This is a genomic window from Priestia sp. YIM B13552 (assembly GCF_042787775.1).
Classification (GTDB): domain Bacteria; phylum Bacillota; class Bacilli; order Bacillales; family Bacillaceae_H; genus Priestia; species Priestia megaterium_E.
The window spans coordinates 175,165-190,090 of sequence record NZ_JBHZOU010000006.1 but is presented as its reverse complement, the minus strand read 5'-3'; the positions used below and the strand labels follow the sequence as shown (position 1 = coordinate 190,090).

The window sequence follows — 14,926 nt, the reverse complement described above, 5'->3', positions numbered from 1 at the left end:
ATCTTTAGATTGAATTGTTTTCGTTATGTCTCATTCTTTGTTAGAACCACAGACTAAATAATCCGTCGCTTACACCTAAATTATACATATAATAAAGGCCAAATATAATGCTGACAGCGCCTGTTACCTGCATCAAGCAGCGGTTTAACGTCACTTGTTTTTTAGTTGTAACAAATGGAATCCCAATAACCGTTGTAAATAACAGCATACCAAGACAAGTGCCGATTCCAAAAATGATAATGTACAGAGCACCTTGCCATACGTGAGTAACGGTGCTCATCGTTAATACAACCATCGCTGCGCTTCCGGCCAGTCCATGAACAAAACCAATGCCTAATGACTTTAAGTAAGACGTTTTTTCGTGATGCGTATGTACTTGTTTTTTGTAAGACAGAAACGATGTAAAACCGAGGTAAACGAGCATAATGCCTACTAAAAATTCAAGTGACATGCTCATGCGTTCAGAAATACTGCTTTTTAACACCATTAAAATCATGCCAAAAATAAACAGCGTAAGCGTATGACCAATCCCCCAGTATACGCCTGCAAGCGAAGAGCGCCATAGCTTTTTACTTTTTGAAGCAATGGTTGATACAGCGATAATATGATCTGGTTCTAGAGCATGCTTGATTCCTAAAAGAAACCCTAGTATTAAAATTGAAAAAAAACTTGTTTCCATGTCAGCTTTCTCATCCTTTCGTACGTATAAAACTAGTATATCGTACGATTTTGTTTTAATAAACAGAAAATTCTAAACGAAAATGTCTGGTCGAATAGCTAAACTATTTATCAATTTACAATAAGTTACAAATATTAAAGGAGATGTAGTATAAAAATTTTACATTTACAAAAACTATGAGTAAATTATTGTGAGGTTGATAACTATGGACAAAATTTCTACTGATATCATGCTGTGGAGTTCTTTTATACGTCAAAATGTTAGGACAGAACGTGACTAGACTAGAAGCTCTTTTATGGAGCATTGCGTTGCCGGGCTTTGGACAATTACTAAACAAAAAACATATAAAAGGAATTTTGTTTATTGTACTTGAATTTCTCATTAATATGGGCGCAAATTTTAATGAAGGCATTCGCTTAAGCTTTTTAGGAGAAACAAGGCAGTCCCTAGAGGTAATGAACATGCAGTGGTTAATGTTTTATCCATGTTTGTATTTCTTTGCAATTTGGGATGCTGTTAAAGAAGCAGAAAACGGCGCATCGAGATTTACATTTATTCCTTTTGTCTCCTGTGCTTATTTTGTTACAGTAGGCATTATGTATTCCTCAGTAACAACCATCAACGGTGTTTTTATAGGACCAATTTGGCTTCCTATGCTGTCTGTTATACCTGGACTTGTTGTCGGACTCATTGTCAAAAAGCTATTAGAAGTGTATATACATAAGAAAAAATAAACGTCATTACAATCTATACATCCGTAGATTTTAATGGACGTTTATTTTATTTTTGTTTATAAATAAGTAATAAAGTCTCTTATTTAGGGAACGTACTAACAGTGGCTGTTTTTACATAATTTTAAGAGAGCGCGGACTACTCATAAAAAAGAGCACATTGAAAATGGAGAGAATGGGTACAAGCTTATATAATAGCACTTTGACAAAAAGAAGCTGGAGAGAAGGTGGATAGAGGATGATCACAAATGGTATTTATCGTTTTTTTCTTATCTGGTACGTATGCGGAGTCGTCTTGCTTTCCTTCGATTTGCTGCCTTCATGGTTAGAATGGGCAAACGCGGTCTTTTTACACGTGAGCAGTCTTCTTGCTCTTATTTATCTAGCTAAAGCTTATGGAGTAAGGCGGGCACTGCTCGTTGCGATATTTGTGACAGGCGCATCTATTTATATCGAAAGTCTAGGTGTGAAGTATGGATTTTTATTTGGATCCTACGATTATGAAAAAGATTTTGGCGCCAAAATTTTAGGTGTTCCTCTGACCATTGGTTCGGCTTGGTTTATGGTTGTGATTACAAGCAGAATACTAGCTCTAGGAATTATGAAACGTATGGAGTTGCCTTTTATTGTCCATGGAATTGTCTATGCAGTCATTAGTTCGCTGTTTGCTGTTATTATGGATTTGGCTATTGATCCTGTTGCCTATGTTGTTAAACAATATTGGGTGTGGGAAGGGGACAGCTTTTATTATAATATTCCTTTATCAAATTTCTCCGGCTGGTTTTTATTGTCTTTCTTCATTCAGCTGTTCGTATATTTCTTTTTAGCTAAGTCTCCTAAAGAGGAAAATCCGGTGTGGGAAAAAAGAATGGTATTTTTGTATAGTTCAGTTGTCATGATGTTTGTGATTGTAGCGCTAGCAAATGGCCTATGGCTTGTCGTATGGCTGACGATGATTCCTTTTCTTATCCTTTATATTGTGTATAAAAAGGAGACTCGCTTATGATTTACCCGAAGAAAAACTCAATATTTGAGCGATTTTTTCAACTGTTTGTCACATATCAGCTTAAAAAGCAATTTTATCGTATTCATTTACATATAGAAGAGCTCCCAAAAGATAAAAAAATTTTATTAATTGCTAATCATTCCAGCTGGTGGGACGGTTTAGTGACATTTTATTTAAATAACGCGGTATTAAAAACAGATCTATACGCTATGATGTCCGAACAAGGAATGAAGGATTTTCCTTTTTTTCAACGAATCGGAGCTTTTTCGGTAAATGCAGCGTCTCCCAAGCATACGGTGGAATCGTTAAGGTTTGCCAGTAAGCTGTTAGAAGAGAAAAAAGCGGTGCTTATTTTTCCCCAAGGAAAAGAAGAGCATCTTGAAAAAAGACCGTTAACTTTTTCTGAAGGACCTGCTTTTCTTCTAAAAAAGCATTCTGACGTTGAAGTTATTCCCATTACATATTATTATACGTTTCGCCATGATCAGCGACCGGAGCTTTTTATCTGGGTAGGACAAGCTGTTTTTTACGACTCAGCTAAGGCAAGAGAAGAGATAACCAACACACTAGGCGGTGCAGTCACTGCTCAGCTTGATCATCAAAAACAGAAAATAATTCAAGAAAACGATGAGGAATTTACGGTTTTATTAAAAGGAAAAAAGACGCTTAGTGAATGGTTAACGTGGTGGAAAGCGAAGGTGAAAGAATGATTTACTATATGCTTTTATTTATTTTTATGCTGCTTCTAACCATTGTAAATATTCAAGCAATGCCTAAATTAAAAAGATACGAGCCGGATTCCAAAACACCTCAGCCTCTCATTTCTATTTTGATTCCAATGCGAAATGAAGAACGAAATGTAAAGCGAATCATTTCCTCTATTAAAGGATTAACGTACAGCAATCTAGAATGTGTCATACTAGACGATCAGTCCACAGATCAAACACGAACACAGCTGTTGAAAGAAATTCACGGGGATCCGAGGTTTACCATCATAGAAGGAAAAGAGCTGAGAGAGGGTTGGGTCGGAAAAGTTCATGCCTGTCACCAGCTTTCCCAAGCTGCAAATGGAGACTATTTATTGTTTGTAGATGCAGATGTAGAACTAAAAGAACGTACACTAGAACATACTTTAGCCACAGCACAAGCGACCAAAGCCGCTCTTTTAACAGGTTTCCCACGTTTTCCCGTAAAAACGTGGTTAGAAGCATTGGTTGTTCCGCTTCAGCATGTGGTTGTTTTTAGTTATTTACCGGTTGTCGTAGCTAATCGTAACAAGATGAGCAAAGCTTCAGCGGCTCACGGTGCTTTTATGTTTATAAAAAAAGAAGCTTACGAGGCCGTAGGGGGACATGAAGCCGTCAAATCTTCATTAGTAGAAGATGTCCACCTAGCCCAGCTTTTTAAGCAAAAGGAACACCGCGTCATTTTAGCTAATATTACCTCTCATGTTAGCTGTTATATGTATGAAACAACAGAAGAAGTATGGAACGGTTTTGCTAAAAACATCTTTGTAGGTCTGGGCCGCTCCGCTAAAGCAGTTTGGGTACTAAGCGTTTTTTTTGCCTGTTACTATGTGCTGCCGCTTCCTTTTTTTATAGCAGGAATATTCACAGGCAACATGCTTTGGATTCTGCCTTTTTGCATGATGCTTTTTCAGCGGTTTTTAATTGACCGGTCGGCTCAGCAAAAAGGGCTTTTATTTTGCACGATGCCCGCGTCGGCAATTGTGCTGATGCTGCTGATGAATCATTCCATGAAGCGTGAACGAAAAAAGCAGGGATATGAATGGAAAGGAAGGCATTATCAATGAAAAAAGTACTAATAGTTGGGGCAGGGTTAGGCGGATTAGCTGCAGGAGTTCTTCTTCAAACAAAGGGGTTCGATGTCACAATTGTGGAAAAAAACGAGCATGTAGGCGGAAAAATGATGCCTGTGCAGCTAGGAGAATATTCTTTTGATTTTGGGCCTAATACCATTACCATGCCCGAAGTTTTTCAGTGGTTATTTGAGCAAGCGGGTGAACGTCCAGAAGACTATATGCCTCTTGTCAAACTAACGCATCATACGAATAATTTCTTCACCGACGGCTCCAAATTTTCCATGTCTATAGATGAAAGAAAAATGATTCAGCAGCTTGAACTTCTCGATCCCTTTGCTGCGGAGCAATACCCTGCCTATTTAAAAGAAGTAAAAAGAATATACGACATTGCAAAAAGCCAATTTTTTTACCGAACATTTTCATCGTGGAAAGATTACACAAACCCTTCTTTATTAAAAGCATTGCTGCAAGTAAGGCCGTTTGAAACAGTAGATACGTTTCATCACCGTTTTTTTCGAAACGAAAACATTCGAAATGCATTTAATCGATATGCAACCTATATCGGATCTTCACCTTATACATCACCCGCTACGTTTTCACTGATTGGACATTTAGAAATGAATGATGGGGTGTACTATGTAAAAGGAGGAAATCCTAGAATTGCAAAAGGGCTGGGACATGTGTTCCAAAAAGCTGGAGGAAAGCTGTATACAAACTGCAGCGTTACTGAAATAATCGTAAAAAATAAACGGGTTGTCGGAGTGGAAATAAATGGAGAAGAAAAGATAGACGCGGATATCGTTATTGTGAACGGCGACTTGCTAAAAGCCTATCCGGCACTTGTAAAAGAACAGGATAGACCTCATTTTAAAAACAAAAAAGCAGCTGAATTTGAGCCTTCCATATCAGCTTATGTGATCATGGCAGCTGTTAAGAAGCGCTTTTCTCAGCTGATTCATCATCAAGTGTATTTTTCTCAGGATTATAAACAGGAATTCTATGAGCTATTTCAGAAAAAAATGCTTCCAACCGATCCCACCATCTATATTTGTAATTCTTCATATACCGATAACACGGTAGCTCCGGGTGATAATTTATTTATTTTAGTGAATGCTCCTGCTGTGAAAGAAGAGAATCAAGAAGAAATGAAAGCTTACAGAGAAGTTGTCTATCGCAAGCTTTCTCAGTTTGGTTTAGATATCGAGCCTTCACTTGTACATGAACGAATTGTTACTCCATATGAAATTGAACAAACGTTTGGTGCATTTAAAGGTGCTTTGTACGGCGTGAGTTCAAACCGGAAAATGGATAGTTTTCTTCGGCCAAGCAACGTCTCAAAAGATGTTAAAAACTTATATTTTGTAGGAGGAACGACTCACCCTGGAGGAGGGTCTCCTATGGTCACGATTAGCGGCATCAATGTAGCTATGCTTATTTCATCTTCCTAATTGATAAATCAGGATTGTCAAAAAGTTTAGTTTTTTGGTACTATAAGAAAGTGCAGAGGCTGTTACCCTGCTGTTCTTACGGATGGAAAAAATGAAAAAACATGTTACATAACGAAGTTGAAAAGGTGATTACATAACTATATGATTGTATTTACGTGTCTTATTATTATCATAAGCATTATCCGTCCGTACTTGGAAAGCGTGACTGTTAAGCGAATTGCTTCAGAAGGCAAAAAAATTCGCTACTACAAAGAACAGTTCTTTTTTTATGTGCTAATTTTACTATTTTATATTGCGGTGATGGTATATCATAGGGTTCCAATTTCTATGTTAGGACTACAGGGAGTATATCTCGATACGATTCATCGCACGGATCCGTATCCAGCGTGGATTGAATATTTGCTGCTTTTAATCTTTGCAGGCTTTATTATTCTTTCCATTATGCTTCAATGGATGAAAGATCATGGAGAAACGGTTTTTGTGGAACAGGAAATGCCCACGTCAATTGAGGCAACCGTTCCTAAAACGGAAAGAGAGCAAAAGTGGTGGCTAGCATACAGCGGTATTTCCAGCTTCGTAGAAAGCACCGTCTATTTTCCTAGCTTTTATTTATATAGTCACTATATATTAGCCATTGAAAACACATGGGTATTGGCCGTCTTAATTGGTATTGGTTATTTCCTATCACAGCTAGCTTTCCAGCGTGACCGTTTAAGTGTCCAGACGCTGTTAGTTGGTATCGGGCTAGGCGCTTTATTTATCATGACGAAGTCAGTTGTCATCATGGTCTTGTACTATGGCTTTAGCTTTTTGATTTATGATATTTACCAGCAAGATCGCAATCTAGTAAAAAGCACAGATGATCACTAAGAAACAACACGGCATAAAGCTGTGTTGTTTCTTTTTTTTATAAATTATAAAAAAAGCTTGAAAAGCGCTTTCAATAGTCTTATAATTTAGATAAATCGATTTACTAAACCGGTTTAGTAAGTGGTTAGTTAGTATAATAAGAAAGGTAGGTCGGTTTATGAATAGTATCATTATCCCGTTAAATGCATTCGAAACAACAGGTTTTCAGCACACCATGATTGGAAAAATACATGCGCAGCAAGTACATGGAGTGGAAATTCGAAGAGAGTTAATGAAAAAAGTAGATCAAGAGATTGAGCTTATTGCCGAAGAATTAAAAAAATATCCGCTTTTTACAGTATATTCGGCTCCAATTGAACTGTGGAAAGAAAATGGAGAGTTAAACACACAAGAATTAAAAGTTATTCTTGAAGAAGCCGTATCACTTGGCGCTCAGTGGGTAAAAGTTTCTCTTGGTTTTTATCAGCTCCAATCGCCTATGGCAGATTTACAGAAGCTATTAGAAGCATTTCCAGCTTTACGTCTATTTGTAGAAAACGATCAAACCAGTCACGGAGGCAACCTAGCATCTCTGCACGCATTTTTTGATAACGCTTACGAAGTTCCTGTTTCCATGACGTTTGATATTGGTAATTGGCTTTATGTACATGAACAACCCCAGGAAGCAATCAAAATGCTAAGGTCATTTGTGGGCTATATTCATATTAAACACGTAATAAAAAACAGCGGAAAGCTAGTGACAACCACTATATCAAACGATTCAAATGAAATGTGGAAAGATATTTTGAAAGGGTTTTCTCATTCGATTTTTAAAGCTTTAGAGTTTCCAATCGATGAACCGGAACAAATCCCCGGCTTCATTTCATTGGTGCAAGCAGCAGAACAGGAGGAAGTTCAATGAATTCATTAGACGTTATTACCTTCGGAGAAGCAATGGCGATGTTCATGGCTGAACAACCGGGACCGCTGCATGAGATTAAGCATTATACGAAAGAACTGGCCGGAGCAGAAACAAATGTAGCAATTGGTCTCGCTCGTCTCGGTCTGCGCGCAGGCTGGGTGAGCAAAGTCGGCAACGATCCTTTCGGTACGTTTATTATGAAACGGCTGCAAGAGGAGTCAGTCAACACCGATTGTGTACTAGTAGATAGCGAGCATGCAACAGGCTTTCAAATTAAATCAAAAGTGGAAGTGGGAGATCCGGAAGTTTGTTACTTCCGAAAAAATTCAGCAGCCAGTCACTTACACTCCAGCGATTTTAATCAAAACTATTTTTTAGCGGCAAAACATATGCATATGACAGGCATACCGCTTGCTGTATCAGCAAGTATGCGCGATTTTGCTCTACATGCACTTACATCGATGAAAGCAGCTGTAAGAACGGTTTCCTTTGACCCAAACCTGCGACCCACTCTTTGGAAATCGCAAGAAGAAATGGTTGTTACAATCAATGAAGCTGCTAAACAAGCAAACTACGTTCTGCCGGGTATTGAAGAAGGAAAAATCTTAACCGGCTACGAAAATCCAGAAGACATTGCTTCTTACTATTTAGATGCAGGCGTAGAGCTTGTCGTTATTAAACTAGGTGAACAAGGAGCCTTTTTTAAGACGGCTAAAGAGCAAGGGATTGTTGAAGGAATAAAAGTGAAACAAATAGTGGATACAGTGGGAGCAGGAGACGGTTTTGCAGTAGGACTGTTAAGCGGACTTCTTCAAAATAATTCTCTTACTCAATCTGTAAGGAGAGCAAATGCTATTGGGTCATTAGCTGTACAAAGTCCTGGAGATAACGACGGATATCCAACTGAACAGCAGTTGCAAAGATATATGGAATTCCAAAAACAAGGAGTGAAGTGATAATGAAACAGCAGCTAGCAAAAAAAAGATGGCTTCGGTTAATTCCTATCGTATTTATTACATATAGCCTTGCATATTTAGACCGTGCAAACTATGGGTTTGGAGCAGCGGCAGGACTGGCAGAAGATCTTCATATTACGCCAGGTATTTCGTCTTTATTAGGGTCGCTCTTTTTCTTAGGTTATTTCTTTTTCCAAATTCCAGGCGCTCACTATGCTGAAAATAAAAGCGCCAAAAAGCTGATTTTTTGGTCTCTGATTTTATGGGGAGCACTTGCTACAGCTACGGGTATGGTAAGCCACGTCGGATTTTTGTTTGTTATTCGGTTTGCTTTAGGAGTAGTTGAAAGTGCCGTTATGCCTGCTATGCTGGTATTTTTAAGCCACTGGTTTACAAAAGCAGAACGTTCTAGAGCCAACACGTTTTTAATTTTAGGAAATCCGGCAACTGTTCTTTGGATGTCTATTGTTTCTGGGTATTTGCTAGAATCGTTTGGCTGGAGATGGATGTTTATTTTAGAAGGTTTTCCAGCTGTTATTTGGGCATTTTTATGGTGGAAACTAGTAAACGACGAGCCAAAAGATGCAGGCTGGCTGTCGAAAAAAGAAAAAGCAGATTTACACGATGCGCTGCAAAAAGAACAAGAAGGAATCAAACCTGTTAAAGGCTATAAAGAAGCTTTCAAAAATCGTACTGTCATTTTATTAAGCATTCAATATGCTTTATGGAGTATTGGCGTCTACGGATTTGTTATGTGGCTGCCGTCTATTATTAAAGCAGCGCCTAACATGAGTATAGTGAAAACAGGTTGGTTAGCGTCCGTTCCTTACGTATTAGCAGTTGTATTAATGTTAACGGTTTCATATCTATCAGATAAGTTTTTAAAACGAAGCGCATTTGTATGGCCGTTCTTATTAGTAGGAGCGCTTGCTTTTTACGGATCTTATTTAGTTGGCACAAGCAACTTCTGGCTTTCCTTTGCTTTACTCGTTATCGCCGGAGGAACGATGTACGCTCCGTACGGACCGTTCTTTGCGATTATTCCTGAAATTTTACCGCGTAATGTTGCCGGAGGAGCAATGGCTTTAATTAATAGCATGGGCGCACTTGGTTCATTTGCCGGTTCTTATATTGTAGGATTTTTAAATGGATCAACAGGAGGATTTGGCGCTTCATATATCTTTATGGCTGGATCATTATTCCTTGCGGCAGTTTTAACCATTGTGGCAACGAAAAAGCCAAGAGAAGTTCAAAGTGTAAAGCCAGTCGAAACAACGGCTTAATGTAACGATAAAAAAGGAGAATTGAGATGCATATTGAGAAAATTACAAGTAGCGGTATTGTAGCGGTCATTCGAGGAGCAAGTGCTGAGCGAATTATTCCACTTGCCTACGCATTAAAAGAAGGCGGAGTAACAAACCTAGAAATTACAATGGAAAACCCTGCTGCCGTAGAGGTTATTAAAGAGTTGAAAAATGAATTTGACGACTCGATGTTTATTGGAGCAGGAACTGTTCTAGACGAAGAAACAGCACGAATTGCCATTATGGCGGGAGCGTCATTTATTTTTTCTCCTACGGTTAATGAACGAACAATTAAAACGGCTAAAAGGTACGGAGTCATTAGCGTGCCGGGAGCTTTTACACCAACTGAAATACTAACAGCCTATGAATGCGGTGCAGATATGATTAAAGTCTTCCCGGCAAGCGTAGTAGGCCCCGCTTATTTTAAAAATATAGCAGGACCGCTTCCTCATATTCCATTAATGCCAACGGGCGGCGTTACGGCTGAAAATGCGGGCGCTTATATTAAAGCTGGAGCAGCTGCTATTGGGGCAGGAAGCACATTAGTGGATGGAAAGCAGCTTCCAACTCCTGAATACTTACTTCAAGTAACAAAGGAAGCGAAGCGTTTTACTAATGAAATTCAAGAAGCTAGGCTTGCGTACGCTTAATAAATAAAGCCTTCTGCTAGCAAGAAGGCTTTTCCTTTTTCGTTTTTTTCGTTTACACTAGGAGTAGCATAATTTTAGGGATTGAATGAAAAGGACGGATTATGATGCAAAAAGTTACTATGCTGGACGTTGCAAAAGCAGCAAATGTCTCCAAAAGCACCGTATCACAATACATTAACAAACGGTATGAATATATGGGCGAAGAAACACGAAAGAAAATTAAAGAAGCGATTGATACACTCGGCTATCAGCCCAACTATCTAGCAAGGAGCTTAAAACAAAAGCGAACGTCAATGATTGGGATTATTGTCGCAAATATTATGCACAGATTTTCTACTGAAGTCATTCGTGCAATTGAAGACTATTGCCATTCACAAGATATACATGCCATCATCTGTAACGCAGATGATGACCCTGATAAAGAAAAGAAATATATTAACATGTTAAAAGCAAAGCAAGTAGATGGGCTTATTTTATTTCCAACGGGAGCCAATACTTCTCTTTATGAGCAGATGATCAAAGAAGAATATCCGGTTGTTATTATGGACCGTAAAATTCATGATGTAAAAGGAAAAATTCCATCCGTAGTGGCAAACAACCAAGAAGCCACAAAACAGGCTATTTTGCATCTCCTCGAGCTTGGACATAAGCATATAGCGATTATTACAGAACCATTAACTATTACACCCCGGATTGAACGTGTAGAAGGGTACAAAGAAGCGTTAACATCAGCCAATATGCCTGTAAATGAATCCATGATTATCAACTGCAAAAAAGCGGACATGCAAAAAGCGCTTGAGAAGCTATTTGCAGCCGATAATCCGCCGACAGCGCTGCTTGCTGGAAACGATTTAGTATTCATTGAAGTGCAGAAATTTATTAAACAACACGGATTTAATATCCCAAATGATTTATCTTTAATTGTTTATGATAATATTCCTTACGCAGATGTAGCAACGCCTGCCGTTACGACGATTTCGCAGCCCGCTTTTGATATGGGAACAAAAGCAGCAGATTTACTTATTAAACAAATTTTGAAAGAAAAGATAGCTTATGAAGAGTACCAGTATGAGTGTGAATTAATTATTCGAGAAACAACTTTGTCGCATTAAGCTAAAAAGAGCGCCTATGGCGTGCTCTTTTTAGCTCATCAAAATATTGGTTTTTTTTACGTTATTACTAAATCGGTTTAGTAGAAAGTGAGGAGAAAAATATGAAGATACAATTAGCATTAGATCGCGTCACAATTGAAGAAGCTATCATCCTTACCAAGCTGGCAGAACCCTCTGTTGATTGGATTGAAGTAGGTACATCTCTTATAAAAGAGTATGGAATTGAAAGTATTTATAAAATCAAACAGGCATTTCCGCACAAGACGATTGTAGCAGATATCAAAACGATTGATAACGCGGAGTATGAATTTACAATGTGCTATCAAGCAGGAGCAGATATAGCAACAGTCATGGGCGTATCACCTTTACCTACGATAGAGACTTGCGCAAATGTCAGCGAAAAATGGAATAAAAAAATGATGGTGGATTTATTAAACACGTCAAGCAGCTCGCAAAAACAAGTAGGTACTTATAGAAACGCTATTTTTTGCCATCATATCAGCAAAGACGAGCAAGAAAAAGAAGGGAAATCGCTGAGTCGAATAAATTTGCGGCAGTATTTTCATTCAGATGCCCAAATAGCAGTAGCAGGAGGAATTAATCCAGCCTCAGGAGCATCATTACTTCAAATGAAAGCGGACGTCGCGATTATTGGATCAGCGATTACAAAAAGTGCGGATGTGGCAAAGGCATCTGCTGAATTTCAAGACTTATTTATGAGCAGGGGGAACGTATAATGACAAAAACACAAACGATTTTAGACGAAATTACGGCCGTAATGAATCACATAAAAGAACCGCAAATAGAAGAAGTAGCGTTTTCACTTTACCAAGCGAAACGAATTTTTGTTATAGGCGAAGGCCGCTCTGGGCTAATGGGCAAATCATTTGCGATGAGACTGATGCATTTAGGTGCGACAGTATATGTTGTAGGGGAGACCATTACTCCTTCGATTGCAGCAGGTGACGTGTTGGTGGCCGTATCTGGTTCAGGAAAAACACAGCAAGTGGTGAGTGTAGCTAAGAAAGCTAAAGAAGTAGGATGTTCAGTTATCGGCATTTCAGCTAGTACAGAATCACCGTTAACTGCTCATACTGATGAGCTACTGCACATTCCCGCTGCAACCAAATATCGAAGCGAAAATGAAGCAGCTTCCATTCAGCCACTTGGCTCGTTATTTGATCAATGTGCGCACGTTGTATTTGATACCATTTGTTTAGAATACGGGAATTTGAATCACACGGATCATGAACAGGCGTTTAAGCAGCATAGCAATTTAGAGTAAATGGAAAGAGGCTAGAACAAAAGTAGGTTATTTAAAAGAAAATCCGAACGAATCCAGATTCTTGATAAAGAATCACATTCGTTCGGATTTTTTCATTGGTATTGGTGAGCTTAGGTTTCATGTGTGTAGTTGCTTCTAGCCGTTGATTGAATCGATGTAGTTATGCCTCACTCTCTTTTGATACAGATAAGTCTAAGTCTGAACGTTTACTTCAGTTTTGTTTATTGCGAGTATATTCCTTCTCTTAAAAGTAAATAACAGCATTTTTATGCTGAAATTGCTATAATATACAAGCCGGTACATATACTAAGGCGACTGAAAATAAAGGAGTTTTGATTAATGACAAAAATAAAATTAATTTCACATAACGATTTAGACGGGGTAAGTCCAGCACTATTGGGTCGGTTAGCGTTTGGCGATGATAACTTTGATTACAGCACGGTAAGCATTGGCCGCATCAATGACACTGTGACACATTTTATTGAAGAAGAAAATGATGGAGACACAGCTTTATACATAACGGATATTAGCGTAAATGAGGAAGTAGCGGAAAAATTAAATGAACTGGTAAAAAAAGGCCAGAAAATCACTCTTATTGACCATCATATCTCTGCTCTTCCACTAGCTGAGAAATACGATTGGGTTCATGTTATTGCAGAAGACGAAAACGGTAAAAAGACGGCAGCTACATCTCTTTTCTACCACTACTTAGTGCGCAACAACATGCTTCAAAAAACGGCGCTGCTTGATGAATACGTAGAACTTGTACGCTTATTTGATACGTGGGACTGGTTCCATGAAAATAATTTGAAAGCAAAGCGCCTTAATCACCTATATTATCTAATCCCGCATGAAGAATTTAAAGAAACCATTCTAGAAACACTTCGTGAATCGTATCATACTGAAAATCAAGAATTTACATTTACGGACAAACACGAAATTTTACTAGAAGCAGAAGAAAAAAAGATTGAAAAATACATTTATGACAAACAAAAACAAATCATAAAAGAAAGTGTTGAAATTGATAACACAGCGTACAATGCAGGAATTGTATTTGCAGATACATATCAGTCTGAGCTAGGAAATGCACTGTGTCTAGAAAACGAAGATATCGACTTTTCCGTTATGGTGGACATGGGACGCCAAAAGATTGGCTTCCGTGCAGTAAAAGACGAAATCAACTTAGCAGAAATTGTTGGACACCTTGGAGGAGGAGGTCATCCAAAAGCTTCTGGATGCAAGCTAACGGCTGAAACATTTGCTCTTTTCGTCACGGATCACTTGTTTAAAGACGAAGAAAAAAGTGAATAAAGCGTATAAGGAGGAGATGATATGTCGTTTAAAGATTTAGTTGTTGTTGTTACCGGAGCTGCGAACGGAATAGGTAAAGATGTATCCCGCGCATACGCGAAACAAGGAGCAAAAGTGGTACTGGCAGATGTGGACGAAACCGAAGGAGAGCGTCACGCAGAAGCTATTCAAAGACAAGGCGGAGAAGCCATTTTTGTGAAAACAGACGTCCGAAAAGAAGACGACATTTTAAATCTCGTTGAAAAAACGGTCAGTACGTATGAAACGATACATATTTTGATTAATAATGCAGGCGTTTCCCGCTGGAAATCACCGTATGAGCTAACCATTGATGAATGGGATGATATTATCAATACGAACCTGCGCAGCGTGTTTCTATGCTCTCGCGAAGCAGCTAAGGTGATGAGAAAAAACGAAAGCGGAGGCTCCATTGTAAACTTAGCTTCTACGAGAGCTACAATGTCTGAACCTCATACAGAAGCCTATGCTGCTACAAAAGGAGGAATCGTTGCTTTAACTCATGCACTTTCCATTTCACTTAGTGATGACAACATCACGGTAAATGCTATTTCTCCAGGATGGATTGAGACATCTGACTACGATGGCCTTCGTGAAATCGATCATACGCAGCATCCGTCTAATCGGGTGGGAACGCCAGCCGATATCTCAAGAGCTTGTATGTACTTAACAAACGCCGAAAATGATTTTGTAACAGGAGCTAACCTCGTAGTAGACGGGGGAATGACGCGAAAGATGATTTATGAACATTAAGTATCTACGAAAAAAGACTGCCGTATTTAGCAGTCTTTTTTCATATAATCAAGAAAAGAAAAAGATAATATTTTTTTCTT

Annotated in this window: 16 protein-coding genes; 15 read left to right on the top strand and 1 reads right to left on the bottom strand. The window is 38.6% G+C overall.

The features are described 5' to 3' along the window. Positions 1-40: 40 nt before the first annotated feature. The gene (locus ACFX40_RS22085) at positions 41-679 is read right to left on the bottom strand and encodes a HoxN/HupN/NixA family nickel/cobalt transporter (protein ID WP_016764672.1); all 639 of its coding nucleotides are present in this window, start codon (positions 677-679) and stop codon (positions 41-43) included. 272 nt (positions 680-951) lie between these two features. Between ACFX40_RS22085 and ACFX40_RS22080 the strand changes: the two genes are divergently transcribed. The 15 genes from ACFX40_RS22080 (at position 952) to ACFX40_RS22010 (ending at position 14,846) form a co-directional block, all read left to right on the top strand. After that, entirely contained in the window at positions 952-1,413 is a 462-nt protein-coding gene (locus tag ACFX40_RS22080; RefSeq protein ID WP_013057650.1) for a hypothetical protein, read from the top strand. Between the two features lie 235 nt (positions 1,414-1,648). After that, complete coding sequence (locus ACFX40_RS22075; protein ID WP_028409108.1) at positions 1,649-2,416, top strand: carotenoid biosynthesis protein; 768 nt, start codon at positions 1,649-1,651, stop codon at positions 2,414-2,416. Further along, a complete protein-coding gene (locus tag ACFX40_RS22070) occupies positions 2,413-3,126 on the top strand; it encodes a lysophospholipid acyltransferase family protein (RefSeq protein ID WP_050689803.1) in 714 nt (237 codons plus the stop codon). The genes ACFX40_RS22075 and ACFX40_RS22070 overlap by 4 nt, the downstream gene beginning before the upstream one ends. Next, positions 3,090-4,229, top strand: a complete 1,140-nt coding sequence (locus ACFX40_RS22065) for a glycosyltransferase family 2 protein (RefSeq protein WP_377256329.1) — start codon at positions 3,090-3,092, stop codon at positions 4,227-4,229. Before ACFX40_RS22070 ends, ACFX40_RS22065 begins: the two co-directional genes overlap by 37 nt. Then, positions 4,226-5,686 carry a phytoene desaturase family protein gene (locus ACFX40_RS22060; RefSeq protein ID WP_377256326.1) on the top strand — a complete coding sequence of 487 codons (1,461 nt, stop codon included), beginning with the start codon at positions 4,226-4,228 and terminating at the stop codon, positions 5,684-5,686. The genes ACFX40_RS22065 and ACFX40_RS22060 overlap by 4 nt, the downstream gene beginning before the upstream one ends. Before the next feature lie 141 nt (positions 5,687-5,827). Further along, a complete protein-coding gene (locus ACFX40_RS22055) occupies positions 5,828-6,556 on the top strand; it encodes a hypothetical protein (RefSeq protein WP_050689800.1) in 729 nt (242 codons plus the stop codon). 157 nt (positions 6,557-6,713) lie between these two features. Continuing rightward, a complete protein-coding gene (locus ACFX40_RS22050; RefSeq protein WP_060746907.1) occupies positions 6,714-7,457 on the top strand; it encodes a sugar phosphate isomerase/epimerase family protein in 744 nt (247 codons plus the stop codon). Continuing rightward, on the top strand, positions 7,454-8,413 hold the full coding sequence (locus ACFX40_RS22045; protein WP_377256323.1) for a sugar kinase: 960 nt from the start codon (positions 7,454-7,456) through the stop codon (positions 8,411-8,413). The genes ACFX40_RS22050 and ACFX40_RS22045 overlap by 4 nt, the downstream gene beginning before the upstream one ends. Before the next feature lie 2 nt (positions 8,414-8,415). Then, entirely contained in the window at positions 8,416-9,696 is a 1,281-nt protein-coding gene (locus tag ACFX40_RS22040) for an MFS transporter (RefSeq protein WP_028409101.1), read from the top strand. A gap of 26 nt (positions 9,697-9,722) precedes the next feature. Continuing rightward, the gene (locus ACFX40_RS22035; protein ID WP_028409100.1) at positions 9,723-10,367 is read left to right on the top strand and encodes a bifunctional 4-hydroxy-2-oxoglutarate aldolase/2-dehydro-3-deoxy-phosphogluconate aldolase; all 645 of its coding nucleotides are present in this window, start codon (positions 9,723-9,725) and stop codon (positions 10,365-10,367) included. Positions 10,368-10,468: 101 nt separating this feature from the next. Beyond that, positions 10,469-11,479, top strand: a complete 1,011-nt coding sequence (locus tag ACFX40_RS22030; protein WP_013057640.1) for a LacI family DNA-binding transcriptional regulator — start codon at positions 10,469-10,471, stop codon at positions 11,477-11,479. Between the two features lie 101 nt (positions 11,480-11,580). Continuing rightward, complete coding sequence (gene hxlA, locus ACFX40_RS22025) at positions 11,581-12,216, top strand: 3-hexulose-6-phosphate synthase (protein WP_377256320.1); 636 nt, start codon at positions 11,581-11,583, stop codon at positions 12,214-12,216. Next, entirely contained in the window at positions 12,216-12,764 is a 549-nt protein-coding gene (gene hxlB, locus ACFX40_RS22020; protein WP_028412834.1) for a 6-phospho-3-hexuloisomerase, read from the top strand. The genes hxlA and hxlB overlap by 1 nt, the downstream gene beginning before the upstream one ends. 339 nt (positions 12,765-13,103) lie before the next feature. Beyond that, positions 13,104-14,075, top strand: a complete 972-nt coding sequence (locus ACFX40_RS22015) for a DHH family phosphoesterase (protein WP_060746904.1) — start codon at positions 13,104-13,106, stop codon at positions 14,073-14,075. A gap of 21 nt (positions 14,076-14,096) precedes the next feature. Continuing rightward, positions 14,097-14,846, top strand: coding sequence for an SDR family oxidoreductase (locus ACFX40_RS22010; protein WP_028409096.1), 750 nt, complete (start codon positions 14,097-14,099; stop codon positions 14,844-14,846). Positions 14,847-14,926: the final 80 nt, after the last annotated feature.

Excerpts from the sequence above, each read along its gene's own strand:
- ACFX40_RS22075 (WP_028409108.1), top strand. The coding sequence starts at position 1,649 with ATGATCACAAATGGTATTTATCGTTTTTTTCTTATCTGGTACGTATGC.
- ACFX40_RS22055 (WP_050689800.1), top strand. The coding sequence starts at position 5,828 with ATGATTGTATTTACGTGTCTTATTATTATCATAAGCATTATCCGTCCG.
- ACFX40_RS22015 (WP_060746904.1), top strand. The coding sequence starts at position 13,104 with ATGACAAAAATAAAATTAATTTCACATAACGATTTAGACGGGGTAAGT.
- ACFX40_RS22010 (WP_028409096.1), top strand. The coding sequence starts at position 14,097 with ATGTCGTTTAAAGATTTAGTTGTTGTTGTTACCGGAGCTGCGAACGGA.
- ACFX40_RS22085 (WP_016764672.1), bottom strand. The coding sequence starts at position 679 with ATGGAAACAAGTTTTTTTTCAATTTTAATACTAGGGTTTCTTTTAGGA.
- hxlB (WP_028412834.1), top strand. The coding sequence starts at position 12,216 with ATGACAAAAACACAAACGATTTTAGACGAAATTACGGCCGTAATGAAT.
- ACFX40_RS22070 (WP_050689803.1), top strand. The coding sequence starts at position 2,413 with ATGATTTACCCGAAGAAAAACTCAATATTTGAGCGATTTTTTCAACTG.
- ACFX40_RS22060 (WP_377256326.1), top strand. The coding sequence starts at position 4,226 with ATGAAAAAAGTACTAATAGTTGGGGCAGGGTTAGGCGGATTAGCTGCA.
- ACFX40_RS22035 (WP_028409100.1), top strand. The coding sequence starts at position 9,723 with ATGCATATTGAGAAAATTACAAGTAGCGGTATTGTAGCGGTCATTCGA.
- ACFX40_RS22050 (WP_060746907.1), top strand. The coding sequence starts at position 6,714 with ATGAATAGTATCATTATCCCGTTAAATGCATTCGAAACAACAGGTTTT.
- ACFX40_RS22045 (WP_377256323.1), top strand. The coding sequence starts at position 7,454 with ATGAATTCATTAGACGTTATTACCTTCGGAGAAGCAATGGCGATGTTC.
- ACFX40_RS22030 (WP_013057640.1), top strand. The coding sequence starts at position 10,469 with ATGATGCAAAAAGTTACTATGCTGGACGTTGCAAAAGCAGCAAATGTC.
- hxlA (WP_377256320.1), top strand. The coding sequence starts at position 11,581 with ATGAAGATACAATTAGCATTAGATCGCGTCACAATTGAAGAAGCTATC.
- ACFX40_RS22065 (WP_377256329.1), top strand. The coding sequence starts at position 3,090 with ATGGTTAACGTGGTGGAAAGCGAAGGTGAAAGAATGATTTACTATATG.
- ACFX40_RS22040 (WP_028409101.1), top strand. The coding sequence starts at position 8,416 with ATGAAACAGCAGCTAGCAAAAAAAAGATGGCTTCGGTTAATTCCTATC.